The organism is Pseudenhygromyxa sp. WMMC2535 (assembly GCF_011083025.2).
The window spans coordinates 6,580,026-6,600,495 of sequence record NZ_JABJWV010000001.1; the positions used below are offsets into that span (position 1 = coordinate 6,580,026).

At 70.9% G+C, this 20,470-nt stretch carries 17 protein-coding genes; 10 read left to right on the forward strand and 7 right to left on the reverse strand.

All coding sequences use genetic code 11. The features are described from left to right. The first annotated feature begins 42 nt into the window (after positions 1 to 42). A complete protein-coding gene (locus G6O69_RS25575; protein WP_172306123.1) occupies positions 43 to 426 on the forward strand; it encodes a PEGA domain-containing protein in 384 nt (127 codons plus the stop codon). Positions 427 to 708: 282 nt separating this feature from the next. Here G6O69_RS25575 and G6O69_RS25580 read toward each other — a convergent pair whose 3' ends face one another. The 4 genes from G6O69_RS25580 to G6O69_RS25595 form a co-directional block, all read right to left on the reverse strand. Then, positions 709 to 1,887 (reverse strand): hypothetical protein, encoded by a 1,179-nt coding sequence (locus G6O69_RS25580; RefSeq protein WP_172306124.1) that lies wholly within the window; start codon positions 1,885 to 1,887, stop codon positions 709 to 711. 16 nt (positions 1,888 to 1,903) lie between these two features. Next, entirely contained in the window at positions 1,904 to 2,305 is a 402-nt protein-coding gene (locus G6O69_RS25585; protein ID WP_172306125.1) for a hypothetical protein, read from the reverse strand. A gap of 31 nt (positions 2,306 to 2,336) precedes the next feature. After that, positions 2,337 to 2,939, reverse strand: coding sequence for an STAS domain-containing protein (locus tag G6O69_RS25590; RefSeq protein ID WP_176397089.1), 603 nt, complete (start codon positions 2,937 to 2,939; stop codon positions 2,337 to 2,339). Between the two features lie 178 nt (positions 2,940 to 3,117). Then, positions 3,118 to 4,683 (reverse strand): penicillin-binding transpeptidase domain-containing protein, encoded by a 1,566-nt coding sequence (locus tag G6O69_RS25595; protein ID WP_172306127.1) that lies wholly within the window; start codon positions 4,681 to 4,683, stop codon positions 3,118 to 3,120. 49 nt (positions 4,684 to 4,732) lie between these two features. On the opposite strand from G6O69_RS25595, the gene G6O69_RS25600 reads away from it, so the two are divergent. The 6 genes from G6O69_RS25600 to G6O69_RS25625 all read left to right on the forward strand — a co-directional run bounded on the left by G6O69_RS25600 (position 4,733) and on the right by G6O69_RS25625 (position 13,551). Further along, positions 4,733 to 5,938, forward strand: a complete 1,206-nt coding sequence (locus G6O69_RS25600) for a hypothetical protein (protein ID WP_172306128.1) — start codon at positions 4,733 to 4,735, stop codon at positions 5,936 to 5,938. Positions 5,939 to 6,177: 239 nt separating this feature from the next. Further along, the gene (locus tag G6O69_RS25605) at positions 6,178 to 7,071 is read left to right on the forward strand and encodes a GGDEF domain-containing protein (protein ID WP_172306129.1); all 894 of its coding nucleotides are present in this window, start codon (positions 6,178 to 6,180) and stop codon (positions 7,069 to 7,071) included. A gap of 77 nt (positions 7,072 to 7,148) precedes the next feature. Then, the gene (locus G6O69_RS25610) at positions 7,149 to 9,383 is read left to right on the forward strand and encodes a PAS domain-containing sensor histidine kinase (protein ID WP_172306130.1); all 2,235 of its coding nucleotides are present in this window, start codon (positions 7,149 to 7,151) and stop codon (positions 9,381 to 9,383) included. A 5-nt stretch (positions 9,384 to 9,388) separates the two neighbouring features. Continuing rightward, entirely contained in the window at positions 9,389 to 11,572 is a 2,184-nt protein-coding gene (mutL, locus tag G6O69_RS25615; protein ID WP_172306131.1) for a DNA mismatch repair endonuclease MutL, read from the forward strand. Beyond that, positions 11,573 to 12,535, forward strand: coding sequence for a tRNA (adenosine(37)-N6)-dimethylallyltransferase MiaA (miaA, locus tag G6O69_RS25620; RefSeq protein ID WP_172306132.1), 963 nt, complete (start codon positions 11,573 to 11,575; stop codon positions 12,533 to 12,535). It abuts the gene before it with no gap. Then, positions 12,532 to 13,551, forward strand: coding sequence for an acetyl-CoA carboxylase carboxyltransferase subunit alpha (locus G6O69_RS25625; RefSeq protein ID WP_172306133.1), 1,020 nt, complete (start codon positions 12,532 to 12,534; stop codon positions 13,549 to 13,551). The genes miaA and G6O69_RS25625 overlap by 4 nt, the downstream gene beginning before the upstream one ends. Here G6O69_RS25625 and G6O69_RS25630 read toward each other — a convergent pair. Further along, positions 13,542 to 13,781, reverse strand: coding sequence for a hypothetical protein (locus tag G6O69_RS25630; RefSeq protein WP_176397090.1), 240 nt, complete (start codon positions 13,779 to 13,781; stop codon positions 13,542 to 13,544). The genes G6O69_RS25625 and G6O69_RS25630 overlap by 10 nt on opposite strands. Here G6O69_RS25630 and G6O69_RS42350 point away from each other — a divergent pair. Genes G6O69_RS42350 through G6O69_RS25645 form a run of 3 tightly spaced genes read left to right on the forward strand, consistent with a single transcriptional unit; the run spans position 13,758 to position 17,624 of the window. After that, entirely contained in the window at positions 13,758 to 16,163 is a 2,406-nt protein-coding gene (locus tag G6O69_RS42350) for a rhomboid family intramembrane serine protease (RefSeq protein WP_172306134.1), read from the forward strand. The genes G6O69_RS25630 and G6O69_RS42350 overlap by 24 nt on opposite strands. 44 nt (positions 16,164 to 16,207) lie before the next feature. Further along, positions 16,208 to 17,308, forward strand: coding sequence for a TonB family protein (locus tag G6O69_RS25640; protein WP_172306135.1), 1,101 nt, complete (start codon positions 16,208 to 16,210; stop codon positions 17,306 to 17,308). Between the two features lie 19 nt (positions 17,309 to 17,327). After that, the gene (locus G6O69_RS25645) at positions 17,328 to 17,624 is read left to right on the forward strand and encodes a 4a-hydroxytetrahydrobiopterin dehydratase (RefSeq protein ID WP_172306136.1); all 297 of its coding nucleotides are present in this window, start codon (positions 17,328 to 17,330) and stop codon (positions 17,622 to 17,624) included. A gap of 12 nt (positions 17,625 to 17,636) precedes the next feature. Here G6O69_RS25645 and G6O69_RS25650 read toward each other — a convergent pair whose 3' ends face one another. Further along, on the reverse strand, positions 17,637 to 18,257 hold the full coding sequence (locus G6O69_RS25650; RefSeq protein WP_172306137.1) for a sigma-70 family RNA polymerase sigma factor: 621 nt from the start codon (positions 18,255 to 18,257) through the stop codon (positions 17,637 to 17,639). A 103-nt stretch (positions 18,258 to 18,360) separates the two neighbouring features. After that, on the reverse strand, positions 18,361 to 20,424 hold the full coding sequence (locus tag G6O69_RS25655) for a S8/S53 family peptidase (RefSeq protein ID WP_172306138.1): 2,064 nt from the start codon (positions 20,422 to 20,424) through the stop codon (positions 18,361 to 18,363). Positions 20,425 to 20,470 lie beyond the last annotated feature (46 nt).

Sequence of the window (20,470 nt, forward strand, 5' to 3'; positions counted from 1 at the left end):
CACCGCACTCGTGGGCTGGTCGATCGAGCGCCCGTTGGCGAGGTGTCCGTCGACATTCGCCGTCCTCGCGCGCGCAGGCCTGCGCGCCTCGGTCGAGGGCTGCTGGTCTGCGTGCTCGCCCTCGCCGCCGGGTCCGTGGTCGCCAGCGCGACCGGCTGCGCCCACGGGCGGGCCGCGAAGAGCCGCGAGGCCCCCGCGAGCGTGCTCGAGATCGTCACCGAGACCACCGACGCCGACGTCTGGGTCGACGGCGAGTACATCGGACAGGTCGCGGCGGTCTCCGGGCGCCTCGAGCTCGGCTCCGGAGTCCACCGCGTGGAGATCCGCAAGCCCGGCCACTTCCCCGTGCAGCGCACGGTGAGCGTGGACAAGAAGGGCGGCGGCGTGGTCTCGGTCGCGGCCGAGCTGCTCGAGGACCCGCGCTAGGAGCCCGTGGTGAAACCCAACACGACACCTCGCTTGGTCTTTTCGCCGAGGGCTTTGTCGCCAAAACTGGCAGTACGCCCGGTACAGCGGCGTTTTGGCTTCGCGCCCTCGGCGAAAATCCCGGCGCGAGGAGCCGCGCTGGGTTCCACCACGGGCTCCTAGGTTTCACCACGGGCTCCTAGTGTGCGCTCTGCATCGCATACCAGTCGAGTCGCCAATGTCGATGTGCGCTCGTTTTGATTGTTGCGATCGTCTCGATTGCCTCGATTCGGCTCATCGGCCTCAGAATCGAAAGCCATAGCCCAAACCGGCCAGGACCTGAAACTGCCAGCGTCGCCGGACCCCGAGGTTGGTCCACGGGGTCACCCCCTCGGAGCAGGTCGCCCCGCTCGGCCCGTCGCCAAAGATCGCCACGCTCGGCTGGAGGTGCAGGCCGAGCATGCTGCGACGCTGGGCCCCGAGGAGCAGGGAGAACTCGGCCCGGGGCGCGAGCAGCAGGCCGCTGCGCGAGGCCACCTGCGAGCCACGGTCGACGCTGCAAAGCGGCGGGGGCACGTCCTCGCGGGTGTTGACCGACTGGCCGGTGTAGGCCACCAGGCCGCCCACGCCGAAGAGCGCGACGTCGCGGGCGCGACCGAGCACGAAGGTCTGCTCGATCAGCAAGCCGAGGCTGAGGGCGACGAAGGCGAGATCGTCTGCGGGCAGGGCGACGCCGCTTTGCAAGCTGGTGTGGCCGGCGAGCAGCAGGCGTCGGCGCGGACCGACGAAGCCGCCCGCTTGAATCTCGAGGCCGATCAGCGCAGGCGCGTCGATGGCCGTGGCGGCGCTGAGCCTGGGTGAGTAGCCCAGGGTCAGCGCGCCCGCGATGCGCCCGTGGGTGGGCTCGGGGGGAGGCGCCCCCGTCGGCTCGTCGGGCTCGTGTGGCTCGTCGATGTTGGCCGGCGCGTCTTGGCCGTGGTTCTCGTTCTCATTTTCGCCATCGCCATCGCCATCGCCGTCACCATCACTCGCGCCGTCGAGCTCGAACACGGGCTCGATCAGCGCGGGCATGGTCACCGGCTCGCCGCCGAGCTCGCGGATGGTGTCGGCGACCTCGAAGCGATCCTCGGCGCGCGGGTTCTGCTCGAGGTAGGCGTTGTAGTTCTCGATCGCCAGGTCGCGCTGCTGGGTGCGGCCGGCGGGGGTCTCGGCGGTCAGCGAGAGCCGCTGATGGCAGACCCCGAGGTTGTAGTAGAGCTTGGGCGCGGGGCGCAGGCTCATCGCGCTGTTGTAGTGGTCGATGGCGGCCTGGTAGTCGCCCGCGGCGAAGGCCTGGGCGGCGGCCTGGGCCTCGGCCTTGGCCCGCGCGTCGTCGTCCTCTGGAGGGTGCTCCGCGGGGGAGGGGTCTGTGGGCGCCGCGAGCAGGCTCGCTGGCGTGAGCAGGCAAGCGAGCAGCAGGGCGGCCTCTCGGGCGCGGAGCATCCGGCCCAGTATAGTCTCAGGCGCTCTGGCGCGTGCGCTCGCCGGCGTACTGGCGCTCCAGCCAGGCGATCGCCACGCGCTCGTCGGAGAACATGCGCACGGACGCGAGCTCGGGGTCGTTGGGGTCGCGCTTCTCCTTCATGCGCATCATCAAGGTGATCGACGCGCGTGCGATGGGTCCGACCCCGACGGCGGCGATGGCCCCGTAGTTCCCACTGAGGGAGGGGAAGAACTTGCGAACCTCTGGCGTGTAGTTCGTACCCTTGGCGATCACGCACATCGCCCTGACAGGATCATCGAGGTTGCACAACGCGGCGAGCAGCGCCTGGCCATCGCTGAGTTCGATGGTCCCCGAGGCGTCGACGCGCAGGTAGGACATGCCAGATGGAGACTGTCGGTTGCTGAATACGTAGGGCATGGGTTCTTCTTGGTGATGCTGATGTTGTTGTTCAAGCGCGGACGCGCGTGTCTTGGAGGACGACCTCGAGGGCTTCGGAGACCTGGGAGAAGGTGCGGACGCCGGTCGTGTCGGCGCCGAGCTCGATGAGCTGACGGGCGGTTCGTGGGTGGATGCCGGTGACCAGGCAGGTGACGCCGAGCAGCCGGGCGGAGCGGGTCATGCGGAGCAGCGAAGAGGCGGTGTCCGAGGAGATGGAGTCGATCCCGGTCAGATCCAGGATCACGTAGCGGGCCCGCTCGGAGGAGATGCGGCCGAGCAAGGTCGCGGTCGTGCGCTCGGCTCGCTCGCGGTCGAAGGCGCCGATCAGCGGCAGGATCAGCACGCCGGGCCACAGCGTGAGCAGCGGGGTCGAGAGCGCCGCGACGAGGGCCTCGGTCTGGGTCTGAATCTGTAGCGACTGCTCGCGCAGGGCGCGTGTCTGGGCGAGGTTCTCGTCGCGCCGCAAGGCGAGCTCGTCGAGCAGATAATTGATGGCCAGCTCGACCTCGAGGAGCGGATCTTCGTTCTCCTCGAGGGGGACTCGCTGGCCATAATCTCCGCTGAACGCGGCGACGACGACGTCGAGGACCCTTCCGAGTCTAGTGTGGTCCAACATCACGCAATTAGCCTAACTGCGCGCTTTGCGTGATGTCAATGGAGTGGTCCGATTGGCACGCTGACACTCGAATTGAGACGAGGGCGTGTGGCGAAAGTCCACGCCCTCGTCGCAATGAGCGGTGGGGATCGGTGGGGATCGGCGGGCCGAACGCCCGCTTCGAATCACTAGATTCTCAATCGTCGACGCCAGGCAGCGGACCAGGCACCGGGGGCAGCGCCTCGGGCTCCTCGGCGGGCTCTTCGGCGGGCTCCTCGGCGGGCGCGACTTCCTTTGCTGCGGCGATCAGCGCGCCGGTCTCGGGGTCGCGGGCGGGGAGCATCAGGCCGTCCTCGCTCAGTCGCGCGGCGCGGGCCTCGGTGATCGCGTCGCGGCGATCGAGGTAAATCTCCACGAGGCGGCGCGCGGCGTAGTGGGCCTTGATCTGCCACTTGGAGGGGTTGGCGAGGACCACGGCGAAGGCAATCTCGGGCCGGTCGGCCGGGGCGAAGCCGATGAACCAGTTGTAGTTGAGCACCGGCGCGCGCTTGCCCGTGAGGCTGCCGGTCTTGCCGGCGACGTCGACACCGGCGATGAACTCGACACCCTGGGGGTCGCGGAAGCTGTTGCGGGCGGTGCCGTAGCGCGTGGTCCCAACCATCATCTCGCCGACGCCGTCGGCCACGGACTCGGCGAGCACGCGGCTTTGCTCGGGCAGGCCAGGGGTCAGGTCGCTGCCGTCGGGGCCGAGGACCTGGGCGATCACGTGCGGGGGCTGGTAGACGCCGCCGCGGGCGAGGACGCTGGCCAGGACCGCGCCGTGCAGGGGGCTGAGATCGACGTGCCAAAAGCCCGCGGCGACCTTGGCCCGGGAGTTGGCGTCGCTGGGGATGTGCGCGGGGCTGGCCTCGACGGCGAACTCGAAGGGGATCTCCTGGCCGAAGAGCAAGCTGGCGGCGGTCTCGTCGAGGGCCCGCTTGTCGAGGTGGGCCAGGGCGAGCTTGGCGAGCACCAGGTTGTAGCTCTGGGCGATGGCGTCGCTGAGCGACTCGCAGCGCGTGTCGAGGGCCGGGTCGTCCTTGAGCAGGTCGTCGGTGATGCCGCGCAGGCCGCCGTGGAAGCAGACCTTGGTGTCCCCGGTGGCCGCGCCGTTCTCGAGCAGCGAGGCCGCGGTGACCAGCTTGAAGGTGGACGCGGCCGGGGCCCAGGCGGTGGTCAGGACCTCGAGGGGGTCGACCTGGGGATCCATGGTCGAGTGCCCGGCGAAGGCGAGCACCGAGTTGTCGCGGAGATCGAGGACGACGGCGGCGGCGTAGGGGACCTCGCGCTTGCGGAAGATCGTCTCCGCCGAGCGCTGGAGCACGGGGTCCATCGTGTAGAGCAGCCGGTGGCCGTCGGCGAGGTCCTGGACGTAGCGGGCCGCGGCGGGGTCGACGTTGATGGCCTCCTGCGTGGGGGAGGGGACGCCCTCTCGCGCGCCGGCACCCTCGGCCGCGGCGTCGGGGCCCGTCCCGCTCGCGCCGGCCTCGAGCACGGGGGTGAGCTCGATGGCACCGAGATCCAGGCGGTCGCGCCACGCGAGGGGCGGGGGCGCGTTCTCCTCGATGACGTCGGGGAGTACCGTCGCGGGCTTGCGCAGCTCGTCTCGTTCCTCGGGGATCGCCTGTTTTTGTACGTAAAACGCGATACCGCCGAGCGTGGCCAGGAAGAAGATGGCGCCCAAACCGCCAAATCGACCGCGCGCGCTGCCCTCGTCACTCATGGCCGTTCGCCATAGCATCGAGAGATCGATTCGGTCAAAATCGGCGCACGTGAGCGCCTCCCACAGCGAAACCAAGTCCGTGGTCTCCAACGAAGACCTCCCCTGTTATCGCGTCGACGCTGACGGAGTCCCCGCCGCGGCCGAGCAAGAAGCCCAGGCGGGCATCGCCCGTCAGCTCGCCGAACCGCCGGCCTGGCTGGCGCTCGAGCGCGGGGTCATCCCAGCCGAGCGCATCCGCAAGGTCCCGGTGGGGCCCACGCTCCTGCTCGGTTTCGGCGGCAGCGCCCTGGGTGCCCGCGCGGCCCTCGAGTTCGCCGAGGTCGCGGGGATGCGCCCCGGCCCGGTCCGCATCCTCGACGCCGTGGACCCGGCGGTGGTCAAGGACGCCCTCGAGTGGGCGACGGCCCGCGGGGCGTCAGTCATGGTCGTGTCCAAGAGCGCCCGGACCATCGAGGTGCTCACGCTGCTCGAGGCCTGCCTGGCCCGGGACCTGCGCGTCTCGACGATGATCTCCGATCCCGATCCGGGCGGGGAGGACACCGCGCCAATTCGCGCGCGGGTCCGCGCTGCGGGGGCCAACACCCTCGAGCTCGAGATCCCGCCCGAGGTCGGCGGCCGCTGGTCGGTGTTCACGGCCGTCGGTCAGGCGCCGCTGCGGGCCGCCAACTTGGATCCAATGCTGCTCACGGGCGCCGCGATGCGCGAGCGCGATCGGATGCGCGCGACGGGGAGCGCCGAGCTGGCGCGCTCGATCGCCTGGCGTGGGGCGCATCCGGGCCCCTTCTCGGTGCTGTGGTGCTACTCCGAGGTCCTGATGCACTTCGCCGCCTGGGTGCAGCAGCTCGAGTGCGAGAGCCTGGGGCGCCTGCGCGAGGACGGCTCCCGGGTCGGCGAGCTGGTGTGTCCCCTGCGCGGGCCGGCCGACCAGCACAGTGTCGCGCAGCTGCTCCTCGATGGGCCGCAGCACGGCCGCGTGACCATTCTCGACTTCGATGACGACGAGTCCGGGATCGATGCAGGCGAGCTAGCGACGCTCGCACGCCTGCGGATCGTCGAGCGCGAGGCCACGCGCGAGAGTATGACTTTGCCCACACGACGTTTGCTGGTGCGCGATCGTGGCCCCGCGACTCTGGGCGCGCTGATGCTCCACCACATGCTCGAGACCGCGATCGTGGCCGAGCGCATGGGCATCGACCCTTATGGCCAGCCGGCCGTCGAGCGCATCAAGCGAGGCATACGTGCGCGCCTGGGCTGAGCGCGCTCGATCACAGACACCGCGAGACTGGTCGCCCACGCGTTTGGCGCGTGATCTCCCGATCACTTCGTGGCCCGGGGGTCGCTTCGTCCAAGCTGTAGCCTGGACAACGAAGCGCGGCGCGGTGGGGGAGGGCCGTGTGGTAGAGCTTTTGGATCCTCGTTTTGCTACCCTCCCTGTCGAGCGCCTCTCCATGAGAGAGGGTGGTCGCTTACGAGACCATTCGAGCCGAGCGCCCCATGCGCGACGATAACCAGGACACGATCGTCAACCTCAAGGTCGACGATACGCAGGGCCCCAAGACACGGCACAAGGATGCGTGCCTCGTGGTCATCTACGGTCAAGACCTCGGGCGCAAGTACAACCTCGTCGGTCGAGAGCTGCGCATCGGTCGGGCCACGACCAACGACATCTGCCTCAGCCAGGACGCGGTCTCGCGGGAGCACGCCCACGTCATCGTCGACGACTTCGGGATCAAGATCCGCGACAACGACTCGACGAACGGCACCTACATCAACGACAACAAGATCCACGAGGCCTACCTGCGCGACGGTGACCTCGTGAAGATCGGGCGGGCGATCTTCAAGTTTCTCTCGGGCGACAACATCGAGAGCTCCTACCACGAGGAGATCTTCAGGCTGTCCACGGTCGACGGCCTGACCCAGGTCTTCAACCGCCGCTACTTCATGGAGACCATCGAGCGCGAGCTGTCTCGGGCGCGCCGCTACGATCGTCCCCTGGCCCTGCTGATCTTCGACATCGATCACTTCAAGCGCTGCAATGACACCTACGGCCACCGGGCCGGTGACTACGTGCTGCGGCGCATGGCCGAGCTGGTGACCGCGCGCGCGCGCAAGGTCGACGTGGTCGCGCGCTACGGCGGCGAGGAGTTCGCGGTCATCCTGCCCGAGATCGACATCCGCGGGGCCGAGACCTTCGCTGAGAAGGTCCGCGGGCTCGTCGAGGCCGAGACCTTCGCCTTCGAAGGCCGCAAGATTCCCGTGACGATCTCGATCGGCGTCGCGGAGCTCGACAGCGCGGTGGCCAACGCCGACGACCTGATCCAGACCGCGGATCGTCGGCTCTACGCGGCGAAGACCGGCGGTCGCAACCGTGTGGTCGCCAAAGACTGAACCGGTATGCCGAGCACGATGGACCTCTCCTCAACGCGCTGCGCCGGCGGGGCTCTCCGGTAGCCGGTCGGGACGCCGTGTCCGAGGTCCTCATCCGCGGGCGTGAGCAGCTTGAGCTCTTCGAGCTCCTGCAGACGCCGGTGTGGATCTTCGACATCGACGCGCGCGCGATGTGGTGGGCCAACGCCGCTGGCCAGCGGCTGTGGGAGGCGCCCAGCCTCGAGGCCCTGCTCGCCCGCGACTTCTCGGACATGTCCGAGTCGACGATCATCCGCCTCGAGCGCTACCGCGAGCGCTTCGCCCGGGGCGAGCGGGTCTCGGAGCAGTGGACCTTCTATCCGCTCGGGGCCGCGACCACCGTGCGCTGCCGCTTCTCGGGCGTCCGCATCGAGCACGGTCGCCCGGCCATGCTCTGTGAGGCCGTGCCCCCCGACGAGAGCCGGCTCGCGGTCGAGGGCTTGCGCGGCGTCGAGGCGCTGCGCCATACCACCTCGATGATCTCTCTTTACGCCATCGGCGAGGCCGGCTTCGAGCTGCTGATGGCCAACCCCATGGCCCTGCAGGCCTTCCCCGGCGACGGCGCAGGGAGCTCGGGGCCCACGCGCCTGCCCGCGCGCATCCTCGACGCCAAGGCGCGGGGGCAGCTGCTCGCCGCCGTCGAGGCGGGCGAAGAGTTTCGGGCGCAGCTCGAGGTCGAGACCGCCGCGGGCCGGCGCTGGCACGCGCTGGTCGCCCGCCCGACCCGCGACCCCCTCGACGGCGGGCCGGCGCTGCTCGTCAACGAGGAGGACGTCACCGAGCACACCATGCTGCTCGCCCACCACGAGTACGCGCGCGAGACCTTTGCGAGCGTGATCGAACGCCACGCCGACGGCCTGCTGATCGTCGACGGGGCCGGCGAGTGTCGCTACGCCAACGCGACCTGTGAGCAGATGGCGGGGGAGCGGGCCGTGGCCGAGGTCCAGCGCTGGGGCCCGCTCGAACTCGGCGCGGTGCACGAGGTCGACATCGCGGGGGGCGTGGGCGAGCTGCGGGTGCTGCCGACCTCGTGGGAGGGCGAGCCGGCCTTCATGGTGATGATCCGCGACGTCTCGGAGCTGCGCGCGGCCGAGAGCGAGCGTGCGCGCCTCGAGGAGCGCGTGCGCCAGGCGCAGCGCCTCGACAGCCTCGGGCGCCTCGCCGGCGGGGTCGCCCACGACTTCAACAACCTGCTGAGCGTGATCTTGGGGACCGCCGAATTTCTGTCCGATGGCATGGGCCCGGACCACGCCCACGCCGAGGACGTGGCGGCGATCGTCGACGCGGCCCTGCGCGGGCGCGAGCTGACCCAGCAGATGCTCGCCATCGGTCGTCAGCACCACGGCTCGCCGCGGGTCACGGACATCCACGAGCTGATCCTCGGGCTGCGCGAGCTGATGGCCAAGCTGCTCGGCGAGCACGTGCTCTTCGAACTCGACCTGTGCGCGGGCTCGGGGCGGGTGCTCATCGATCCCTGGCAGTTCGAGCAGATCGTGCTCAACTTGACGGGCAACGCCCGGGACGCCATGAACCGCGGGGGCAGCTTCAGCATGAGCACGCGGACCTGCGAGCTCGACGACGAGCACGCCGCGCCCCTGGCGGGGGGCCGCTACATCGAGCTCGTCGCCCGGGACACCGGCGAGGGCATGTCCCCGGAGGTCTGCGAGCACATCTTCGATCCCTTCTTCACCACCAAGGAGGTCGGAGAGGGCACGGGCCTGGGCCTGGCCACGGTCTACGGCATCGTGCAGCTCGCCGGCGGGAGCGTCCGGGTGGACAGCGAGCCCGGGCGCGGGGCCTGCTTCACGATCTTGCTGCCCGAGGACGCCAGCGAAGACGACGCGGCCAGCGATGACGCCGACGCGGGCGAAGCCAGCGGGAGTGGGAGCGCGAGCACGAAGGTGGCCAGCAAGGGCCGCGAGCTGCCGCAGGGCTCGGGCCGCATCCTCCTGGTCGAGGACGAGCCGACCGTCCGCAAGCTGACGGCGCGGATCCTCGAGCGCGGCGGCTACGAGGTGAAGGCCGCGAGCGGCCCGCTCGAGGCCCTCGAGCTCGCCCGCGGAGAGCTCGAGATCGACTTGGTGCTCACGGACGTGGTCATGCCCGAGATGAGCGGGCCCGAGCTCGTCGCCGAGCTGCTGGCGATCTGCGGCCCGCTCCCGGTGGTCTACGTGTCGGGCTACGCCAAGTCCACGAGCGCGTGGCTGGGCGACATGCCGGGCTTTTTGCCCAAGCCCTTCACGCCGGCGGCGCTCCTTGCCAAGGTCGCCGAGCTCCTCGACGGGGGCGAGTGATCGCAATGACGGACGAGCACGAGCGTGAAGGAGAGCGCGAGGGCGAGGAGCGCATCGCCGTGCTCCCCGCGGCCCTCGCCGATCAGATCGCCGCCGGTGAGGTGGTCGAGCGCCCCGCGTCGATCGTCAAGGAGCTGGTCGAGAACGCCGTCGACGCTGGCGCCCGGCGGATCACCGTGGAGCTCGAGGGCGGCGGCCGCGAAGGTATCCGGGTGATCGACGACGGCCACGGCATCCACCGCGAGGATCTGCCGCTGGCGGTCACGCGCCACGCCACCTCCAAGCTGCGCCGCCCCGATCAGCTGGTCGAGATCCTCACCTTGGGCTTCCGCGGCGAGGCCCTGGCCTCGATCGCGGCGGTGGCCCACCTCGAGATCCGCAGCCGGCGGGCCGAGGCCGCCGTCGGCTATCGCCTGGCCGCGGCGCCGGGGGAGCGCGCGAGGGTCGAGCCGATCGGCATGCCGCCCGGGACCCAGGTCGAGATCGGGGCGCTCTTCGAGCGGCTCCCGGCGCGGCGCAAGTTCCTGCGCAGCGAGGCCACGGAGGTCGGCCACTGCGTCGACGCGGTCACGCGCGCGGCCCTGGTCCACCCCGGGGTGCACTTTCGTGTCGAGCACCACGGCCGTGAGCTCATCGATCTCCCGGCCGGCAGCCGAGACGATCGCGTGGTCGCGATCTTGCGCCGTCGCGGCGGCGAGGGTCCCTTCGTGCGCTTCGCCGACGAGCGCGAGGGCGTGCGGGTCGAGGGATGGTTCGGCCCGCCGAGCGCGGCCACGCGCCAGCGCAGCGCGAGCTTCGTGGTCGTGCGCCGGCGGGTGGTCAGCGAGCGGACCCTGGTCGGGGTGCTCAAGCAGGCCTACGGCGAAGCCTTGCCCCGGGGGATGCACCCGGCGGCCTGCCTCTTCGTCGAGCCGCCGCGGGGCACCGTCGACGTCAACGTCCACCCGCAAAAGTCCGAGGTCCGCTTCTCCGAGGCGCAGCGGGTCTACGCGGCCGTCCGCGAGATCGTCTCGGCTGGGCTCGGCGAGGCGCCCTGGCTGCGCCCGGCTGCTGTGGGGGAAGGCGAGGGGGAAGGTGAACGTGAAGGTGGCGAGGACGCGCGAGGGCACGGCTGGGCAGGGGTCAGCGCGGGTCCGCGCTCGGCCCTCGAGGGTTGGTCGAGGCGCGGCGGTCTGGGGGGGGGCGAGCTCCACGGGCGAGACGCCGGGCGCGAGGGCGGACACGGTGGCGGAGGCGGGCGCGCCTCCAACGTGGGCTATCGCCTGGGCACGCGCGCGGCCGGCCGCGACTACGCCAGCTACAAGAGCGAGGTCCGTGGGGAGGTCGATCGTCTGCGCGCGCGCATGGGCGACGCGGCGCCGGCTCGCGGGGCGGGAGCCGGCTCAGGCACCGCGCCGCTGCCCCTCGGTGGTCCCCGCTTGCCCTTCCCCCTCGAGCATGATCACGAGCCGGCGGGCCTGGACGACGCCGCCGTGGCGATCGAGGCGGAGGCCCAGGAGGGCGAGGCGGTGGGCACCTGGCCGCGCTTCTTGGTCTGCCTGCCCGGCCCCGTGGCGCTCTTCGAATACGAGGGCGCGCTGCTGAGCGTGGATCTGCGCCGGCTTCGGACTCACCTGATCCGCAAGCGGCTGATCGGCGAGCTCGCCGAGACGCGCAGGGGAGAGCGGGTCCCCGCCCAGGGCCTGCTCGAGCCCGTGGTCTTGCGTCGGCGCGCGGACGAGCGCGCCCGACTGTTGCGTTCGCGTCCGGCGCTGGCCGAGCTCGGCGTCGAGCTCGACGACTTTGGCGACGACGCGGTGATCGTGCGCGCGGTCCCGGCCGTGCTCCGCAAGCTGCTCGCCGCCCGCGAGATCGGGGGGCTCCTCGATCGCCTCCAGCCCTGGCTGGCCATGCGCGAGCGCGAGGTGGCGCCCAAGCCTGGGGGAGGGGAAGGGGGAGGGGAAGGGGGAGAGGAAGAGGGAGGGGAAGGGGGAAAGGAAGAGGCAGAGGACGCGCGTGCGGACGAGGCGCGTGAGGTCGACCGGCGCAGCTTCGTCGACGCCGTCGCCGAGCTCGCGTCGGCGCAGGCCCTCGAGGCGAGCCCCCGCTTCGCGCGGCGCTGGCTGGCCGAGGCCCTGCGCGAGCACCAAGGCGAGCTCGGGGCGATCCCCGGGCTGCGCCGCTTCACCGTCGAAGAGCTGGTGGGCTGAGTGCGAGCCGTCGCCGTCGTCGGGCCGACCGCCGCGGGCAAGAGCACGCTGGCCATGGCGTTGGCCGAGCGCTTCGGCGCGGACATCGTCTGCTGCGACTCGGTGCAGGTCTATCGCGGCCTCGACATCGGCTCGGCCAAGCCGAGCGCCGCGGACCAGGCTCGGGTCCCGCACCACATGATCGATCTCGTCGATCCCGACCAGGTGTTCTCGGCGGGTGACTATGGTCGCGGCGCCCGGGCGGTGTTGGGTGAGCGTCCGGCGATCCTCTGTGGCGGCACGGGTCTCTACCTCCGCGCGCTCGGCTGGAGCCACTCTGGGGTTGGGGGAGAGGGTGACGGGGATCAAGCGCGCACCGACGATCACGGTGAACGACGGCGCGCGTTCGAGGCCGAGTGGGAGGCGCGCGAGGCCGAGGTCCCGGGGGCCGTGCACGAGGCGCTCGCCCGCAGGGACCCCGAGACCGCCGCAGGTATCCACCCAAATAACGTGGTTCGATCTCTACGTGCGCTTTGGTTGTGTGAGCTGGCTGGCCGCCCGATCAGCGAGGTTCGCCGCGACAACCCGCCACGCCGCCTCGTGGAGCTGCTCTTGCTCGTCGTCGACCCTGGGGTCGCGGCCGTCGACGAGGCAATTGTCCGGCGCTGCGCCGCGATGATCGAGACAGGTTGGTTGCGAGAGGTGGAGATGCTGCGCGCCCGCGGCTATGATGCGCGCCACAAGGCGATGCGGAGCCTCGGCTACCGCGAGCTCCTCGCCCACCTCGAAGGTGAGACCAGCCTCGACCAGGCCATCGCCGCGGTCGAGCGAGCAACCCGGGCCTACGCCCGACGCCAGCGCACCTTCTTTCGCCACCAATTCCGAGACCTCCCGCCGGAGCAGATCGTGCACATCGACCACCCGGACGCGTGCCCCCTGAACCTCGTCGAGGACTTCCTCTCCAAGCTGGAGGAGTCCGCGTGAACGAGACCCGCGTGCTCGACTTCGAGCGACCCATCGTCGAGCTCGAGCGTAAAATTCGCGAGCTCAAGCTCCTGCTCGCCGGGGGCAACGAAGACCTCGCCAAGGAGATCGCCAGGCTCGAGGCCAAGGCCGAAGAGCTCCAGCGCCAGCACTACGCGCGGCTCTCCCCGTGGGAGAAGGTCCAGCTCGCCAAGCACCCGGACCGCCCCTACGCCCTCGACTACATCGGCGAGATCACCAGCGAGTTCCTCGAGCTGCGCGGAGATCGTGCCTACCGTGACGACCCGGCCATCGTGTCTGGGCTGTGTCGGCTCCGCGGGCGGCGGATCATGGTGCTCGGCCATCAAAAGGGCCGCAACACCAAGGAGAACGTGCACCGAAACTTCGGCATGGCGCGGCCCGAGGGCTACCGCAAGGCCCAACGGATCATGCGTCTGGCCGAGCAGTTCGGCCTGCCGGTGCTCTGCCTGATCGACACCGCCGGCGCCTACCCGGGCATCGGCGCCGAGGAGCGCGGCCAGGCCGAGGCCATCGCCGCGAGCTTGGAGCTGATGATCTCGCTGAAGGTGCCCACGGTCTCCGTGGTCATCGGCGAGGGCGGCTCCGGTGGCGCCCTGGCGATCGGCGTCACCGACCGGATCTTGATGCTCGAGCACGCCGTGTACTCGGTGATCTCGCCTCGTGGCTGCGCCTCGATCCTGTGGAAGAACGCCGAGGCCGAGCAGACCGCCGCCGAGCAGCTGCGGATGACCGCCGAGGACCTGCTCGGGCTGGGGGTCTGCGACGGGATCATCCCCGAGGCCATGGGCGGGGCCCACCGCGGGCTCACGGTCACGGCCAGCGCCCTGGGCGAGGCCATCGCCGCGGCCTTCGACGAGCTGTGCGAGCTGCCCACGCAGGCGCTGCTCGAGGCGCGCTATCAAAAATATCGGGCCATCGGCCACCTCGAGCACGCTGCGCTGGAGCAGCACGAGGCGACGGCGGAGTCCGAAGACGCGCGGCCTGATCAGGCCTGATCAGGCTTGATCGGGCCTGATCCGCAGTAGGGCGCGCGGCCGCGACAGCGATGGCGACGGCGGCCGCAGCGATGTGCAGCGTCGAGAGCCACGGGCACGCGCGCCCGTGGCTCTTCGCCTCGACAAGCTGGCCGACGCCGCCCATGCTGTAGGCGCCGACGCGCCGTGTTTAGCGCCGTGAGCGCCGTGGTGCCGGCCCCTTCGTCGTGCAGACCGAAGTCTTCGATCATCTCTTGCTCATCGCCGCGGTGCTCTGCGCGGCCAGCTTGGTCCGTCTGATCCGCGGCAACGACGGCCTGGGTCGCGGCTACTCCATCGTGGTCGGCGGCCTGCTGATCGCCTCGGTGTTGGCCATGGGCGCCGACGTGTTCTTTGGCGTCGTGGTGATCGGCCTCGTCTTGGCCACGGTCGCCGCGCCCTGGGTGCTGGAGCAGGCCGCCCGCCGGGCCTTCGCGTGGGGACGCATGGTCTGGGTCGTGCGCCTGACGAGCCTGCGCGCGATCTTGATGCCCGGCGCCGGGGTCTCCGCCCAGCTGCCGATCCTCGAGGGCCTGGCGCTGCTCGAGCGCGAGGGGGTCGACGCGGGGCTGATCCACCTGCGCAAGCTCGCCGACGAGGCCGAGGAGGACGCCGAGCTCGCGGTGATCCACGAGCAGATCATCGCGATGTTCTTTTATGGCCACCGCTGGGACGAGGGCATCGCCCACTACGAGCGCCGCTTCTCGCCGGGCTACGCGGCCCTGCGCCCGAGCCTGGCCCTGGGCCTGCTGCGGGCCTACGGAGAGGCGGGGCGCCTCGGGGCCGCCGCCGGCCTGCTGCGCGCCCTCGAGGAGGGGCCGATGGGCGCCGACCCCAAGGCCGCCGGGGTGATCGGCCAGGCGCGGCTGACCTTCCTGGCCTACGCCGGCGCGGTCGAGCCCCTCGACGAGCTCGTCCGGGCGCGGCGCTTCTCGGATCTCGGCCTGAGCCGAGCGACGGCCGAGCTGCTCCGCGGTATCGCCCAGGATCGCGCCGGCGAGCCGCAGCGGGCGGTCGAGACCCTCGAGCAGATCGAGGCCATCGCAGGGCGTCGAGATCACCGCGTGATCGAGGCCGCGCGCTCGGTGCTCGCGCGGGTCTCGGCCGCGCTCGACGGCTCGCTGGTCGGCGGTCAGGGGGTCGGTGAGCGGGGCGACGGCGACAGTGACGGCGCGTCCGAGCTCGGTCCCGACCTGCGCGTCTACGTCGAGCTGGTCGCCGTGCGCCTGCGCGAGCTGCTGCGTGCCTTGCCGGCAGGCGGCGCGCGGACCCGGCCGCGGGCGACCTACGCCCTGATCGCGCTCATGGCCATGATCTACGGCGTGCACCTGCTGCGCGGCGGGGGGAGCATGGCGCTGCTCGGGCTCGGGGCGCTGAGCGAGGATCTGCTGCTCGCCGGCGGCGTCTCGGCGTGGGCGCGGGTGGTGACCTCGGCGTGGATCCACGTCGACCTCGTCAGCTTGCTCTTCGACGTCTACGCGATCTGGATGGCCGGGCAGCTCGTCGAGCGCCTGCTCGGGCCGGCGCGGATGATCCTCGTCAGCGTGGGCGCGGCGCTGATCGGCCTGCTGGCCTCGGTGCTCGCGCTGCCCTGGCTGTGGGAGAGCGGCCTCGAGGTGCTCGCGGTGGTGCCCGCGACCTCGGGCACCTTGATGGCCATCGGCACGACCACCGCGGGCCTGTGCTGCCTGCTGCCCAGCCGCACCCCGGGGCTGTCGAGCCGGGCGCGGCGGAACCTGGGCATCACCTTCTCGCTGCTGCTCTTCGCCAACATGCTGCTGGGCTGGCCGGGCCTCCCCGGCGTCGGCGTGGCCCCGGTCGCGCTGCTCGTCTGCGTGCTCGTGGCCAGCGCGGCGGCGATCTTGCCCGTGGGCATGCAGGGCCCCGGGCAGTGGCTGATCCGCGGCCTCGCCGGTCTGCTGCTCGCGCTGAGCGTGTTCGCGGGCGGCGTGGTGGCCTCGGCTCAGGGCGAGGATCCGCAGGCCTACCTCGCCGAGCACCGCATGCAGCGCTGTCGCTTCGACGAGGTCGTGGTCGACACGCCCTTTCACTTCACGCCCATGGTCTTCAACGAGCAGGGCTACGACCGCCAGGTCCCCTTCGAACTCCCGGCGCTCGAGGGGCTGGTCGACGAGCTCGAGCTGCGCAGCGGCGGCCTGGTTCAGCTCGCCGTCATGCATGACCCCAGCCCCGGCGTGGCTGCCGAAATGGCGACTGACGCGGTGGGGGCGAGCGAGGGCAGCCCCGCGCTCCTCGACGCCGTGGGTATCCTCGATCGGGAGCTCGAGCGCTCGGCTCCCGGCACGCTGCCGGTGCCCCTGGCCGCGGCCATCGCGGCCGACGACACGGGCAGCTGGCAGGCCCACGACCTGTGGCGAAACGGCGAGCGCGCCGGTCGGCTGATCGAGCGGCGGATCCCCGCCGCGGCCGGCGAGGGCGCCTACGTCGTCGTGCTCCTGGCCGCGCCCGCCGAGGCCCTGGAGCACGCACCCTCACTCTATGCCGCGATGTTGGGGGACGTGAGCGTCGATCTCCAGGCGGAGCAGACGCAGGCCGACGGGGCCTTCGTGCGCCCGCACTGCACCGTCGAGTGAGCGCCCCGGCAGGGAGTCCTTGCTACACTCGCGCCGAGGCTCGCTTGTCGCGCGAACGAGAAAAGATCCCCTGGCCGCTGTGGCTGGGCTTCTTGGCGGCAGCCCTGGTCGCGCACGCGCTGATGATCGCGCCTGGTGGCGCGGCCCTGGGTCACTGGCTGCGGTCGTCGGCGCCCGAGCGAGGGGGAGACGAGCGCGTCATGGACTTCGAGCTGGTCGACGCGACGCCGCGCTCGATCGTGCTGGGCGAGGCCGCGGCCCAGGGGGAGCAGCGCGAGGACCTCGATCGCTGGTCGGAGGCCGACGTCGACGTCGATCGTGAGCGCGCGGCCGAGCCCGCCGCGCGCACGCCCCCGCCTGGTGCGGCCCCCGCTGCGCCCGGAGGAGCGCCGCAGCAGGCCGCGAGCGCGGAGCAGCAGGAGGCCTCGCAGCCCGCCACGCAGCCCGCTCACGCCCAAGTCGAAGTCGAAGTCGAGGAGAAGCTGGCTCGGGCGGACGCCGAGGCCAGGGGAGAGGCGAGCGCGCCCGCCAAGATCGCCGTCGCGGCGGAGCCAGGGGCCGCCGCCATCGCGCAGGCGGAGGATGGTCAGCTGGCGCCTGCCAGCGCGCTCGCCCTGCCGCAGTCCGCGACGTCTGCGACTCCCGCGACATCCACGACACCCACGACCCCCCCGACACAGTCTCTGGCGAGCCTGGCTGGCTCACCAAAGACGCTCCAGGGGGCTTTTGGCGCGCCGCCGAGTCGACCCGTCCTCGCCGAGGTCGAGCGTGGCCAGGAGACCATGCTCGACAGCAAGGCCCACCGCTACGCCTCGTTTTACAAGCGAGTCCGCGAGCAGCTGCTCGCGGAGCTGCGCCTGCGCGAGGCCCACGACGAGGTCGACCCACAGCACGGCGAGTACGGCGAGGATCCGCGGCGCACGGCGGTGCTGATCCGCCTGGACGCCAAGGGCGAGCTGCTCGAGGTCTTCGTCGAGCGGGGGAGCGGGGCCATGCACCTCGACGCGGAGGTCGTGCGCGCGGTCCGGGCCGCGGCGCCCTTTCCAAACCCTCCCAAGGGGCTACTTCGCGGCGGCCGCGTGGAGCTGCGCTTCGGTGTCACCCTGGACTTCGAAGCCGGGCGCGCGCTGGTCGATCGCTTTTGAGCCGTGCTCTACTCCGAGCATGTCCGCAGACAACAAACTGCTCACCCCCGAGGCCCGCGCGGCCGCGCTCTCGGTCCTCGAGGGCTGGACCCTGGTCGACGGTGAGCGCCTGCAAAAGCGCTTCACCTTCGCCGACTTCCCCGGCTCCATGGCCTTCATGGTCCGCGTCGGCTTCGAGGCGGAGCGCCTGTGTCACCACCCCAACTGGTCGAACGTCTACGATCGCGTCGACGTCGAGATCTGGTCCCACGACCTCGGGGGGGTGTCGGCGCTGTGTGTCGAGCTGGCCACGGCCATGGACCGCGCGGCGGGCTAGCGCGCTAGCGCGCTAGCCCAGCGACTGGGCGCGGACCTCCTGCGCCCAGGTCTCGATGCCTCGCATCGTGGTCGCGGCCGCGGCCGGTGAGGCCGCGAGGCGCTCGACGGCCGCGCGGAGCTGCTCGCGGCCGCGGCGGAGTCGTGACTTGACCGTGCCCTCGGGGATCTCGAGGCTCATCGCGATCTCGGCGACCGAGCACTGCTCCCAGTAGTGGAGCTCGAGCACGACCTGGAGCTCGAGGGGGATCTCCCGCAGCCCGGCGAGGAAGAGCCGCAGCTCCTCGCGCTCGACCAGGATGCCCGAGGCGGAGGGATCGAGCGCGCAGGCCGAGATTGTCTGGAGGTCGATACGATCGCCGTTGCGGTCGCGATAGTGGCGACACAGCTGGCGGTAGGCGATGGCGAACAGGTAGCTGCGGAAGCTGCCCTCTGCGCGGAAGCGGGTCATGCCCTCGACGCAGGCCAGGAAGGTGCGCTGGATCAGGTCGGCGCTGGCGTCGCCGACCTTGTTGGCGAAGAAGCGGGCGACGGGCTCGTAGTAGCGGGCGAAGAGCTGCTGGCCGGCGGCGCGATCACCTGCACGCCAGGCTTCGAGACAGGCGGTGTCATCGAGCTCGGCGGGGTCGGTCACGTCGTGCAGTATATCCGAACGCGAACGCCGGCGCGAAGGCGGGGACTCGCGGCAAGCCACTCGCGGCAAGCCACGGTCCCGTCTTCGCGTCGGCCTCAGCCGCTCAGGGCGTCCAGGTCCACACCGGCAGCGTCGTCACGGTCATGGTCTTGTCGTCGTCGTAGTTGAGCTGGAGCTCAGCCGAGTTGAGGTTCTCGAAGTGGAAGGGGACCTCGATCATGTCGACGTTCTCGTAGGGAGTCTCCTTGTTCATGGCGCTGACGACGTCCTCATCGAGGACGAAGGTCGTCGGCATGCCGATGTTGTCGTAGACGGTCAAGATGGCCTTCTCGACAGCGAGGTCCGTCGACCAGGGGGCGTCGGTCATGCCGAGGTAGGCGACGTTCTCGTCTTCGGTGCCATCGACGTCCTTGCCCGCGGTGCAGTTGTCACACAGCGGTCGGGTCGGCGAGGGGTTGAGCATGGCGTCGGTCATGTCGAATTCGTCGGGGCCGTCGCATAGGGGCGCGGTCCCGATGTAGTTGCTGGGGTCGGTGTAGAGCGCGTTCGCGTTGGTGGCGGCGAGCTCGACGGCCTGGACCCCGACGCCGATCTCCTCGTAGGGGGTGGTGCTCGACGCCGGGCAGCTGATGACGATGCCTTGCTTCGCCAAGGCGGTGGAGACCGTCGCGCAGATATCGATCATCCGCACGTCGTCGCCGGCGTCGTCACCAGCGTCGGCGGACCTGGGCAGCACGGTGCCGTAGGCGGCGATCTTGTCGGTCAGCGTCTCCGCGCCGATATCCGGCTGGAGGCGCCACTGCAGGGCCGAGGCCGCGGACATGACCGCGGTCGAGACCGAGGTCCCGGTGAGCATGAAGCTGTCGGCGGCGTCGGTGTGGGCGGCGACGCCGTTGGCGACGATCCGGGTCTGCGAGCCGGCGCTGCGGCCGTTGGGCAGGGGGGCGCCCAGGGCATCGACGCCGCTGATCGCGTTGGGTTGCCAGCTGCCGTAGCTGTAGAAGGCGTCGGCCTCGACGGGGGCGTAGCCCATCAGCTGACACTCGGCCTTGGTCGGGGCCGGGAAGCTGCCGTCGAGATCACCGGGGAAGAGCAAGCCCTCGGGATCGAAGCCGCAGATGCTCTCGTGGGGCAGCTTGTTGCCGGCGGCGAAGTTGACCTGGACCCCGAGGCAGGCCAGCGTGCGCGTGGCGTCGATCAGCGCGGCGGTGGCGTCCGAGGCCGCCTCGTCCTCGTCGAGGGGGGGGCCGCCGACCGAGGCGTTGACGATCGAGCGGGCGGGGGCGCTGCCGAGGTTGTCCTCGATGTGCAGCGCCGCGGCGGTCATGAACGCGACGCTGAGATCGGGGGCCGTGCCCTTGACCCCGCCGCCGGGCAGCACCGTGCCGAGGTCGCCGTCCATGCGCGGCAGCCCGACGATGGGGACGATGTCGATGCCGGTGCCGGCGGTCAGCTTCTCGAGGAGCCTGGCCAGGTTATGACCGTGCTCGTCCATGGGCGCGAGCGTGGCGACGTCTCCGGCCCAGTTGTCGACCAAGAAGACGTTGACGTCCGAGCCCGTCGAGGAGAAGGACTCGAAGTCGACGCCGCCCACGGACTCGAACAAGATCTCGGCGAAGCTGGCCTCGAGGGTGGCGTCTTCACCGAGCTCGGTCCCGGACATGGGCATCGCCGTCAGACAGGCCACCCCGGCGGCGCGGGGATCGATGATATTCGGCGCCGTGTCCATGGCGAGGACCAGCTCGTCGTACTTGGCGCCTGCCTGGGCGTCGGGGATCGTCGAGTCCAGGGTGTACTCGCAGTAGCTCCGGTAGGGGTCGGCGGCCGGGATGTTGGCGGCCAGCGAGGCAGGAAGCTTCTCGACCAAGGTGGTGGCGCTCCAATCCGCGGGCATGCCCGCGAATTCGCAGAGCGAGCCGCCGAAGAGGGTGGCGCGGGCGATGATCGGGAGCCGGCCCTGGGAGAAGCAGACGTTGCGCGAGTCGGTGGGAAGGGGGACCGTGCTGGAGACCGGCGTGGTCGCGGGCTCGCTCTCCACATCCCCGCGGCCAGCGGGCTGGTCGTGCTCGACGCTCTCGTCTCCCTCGACCTCATCTTGGAGATCGCAGCCGGCCGCGAGTACCAGGCTCAGAACACAGCAAAATCCGACCTTCTCGTTTGCCTTCATCGGGTTCGTTGTTCCACACTGGGCTGCCCAGATCACGGCGCCCGGA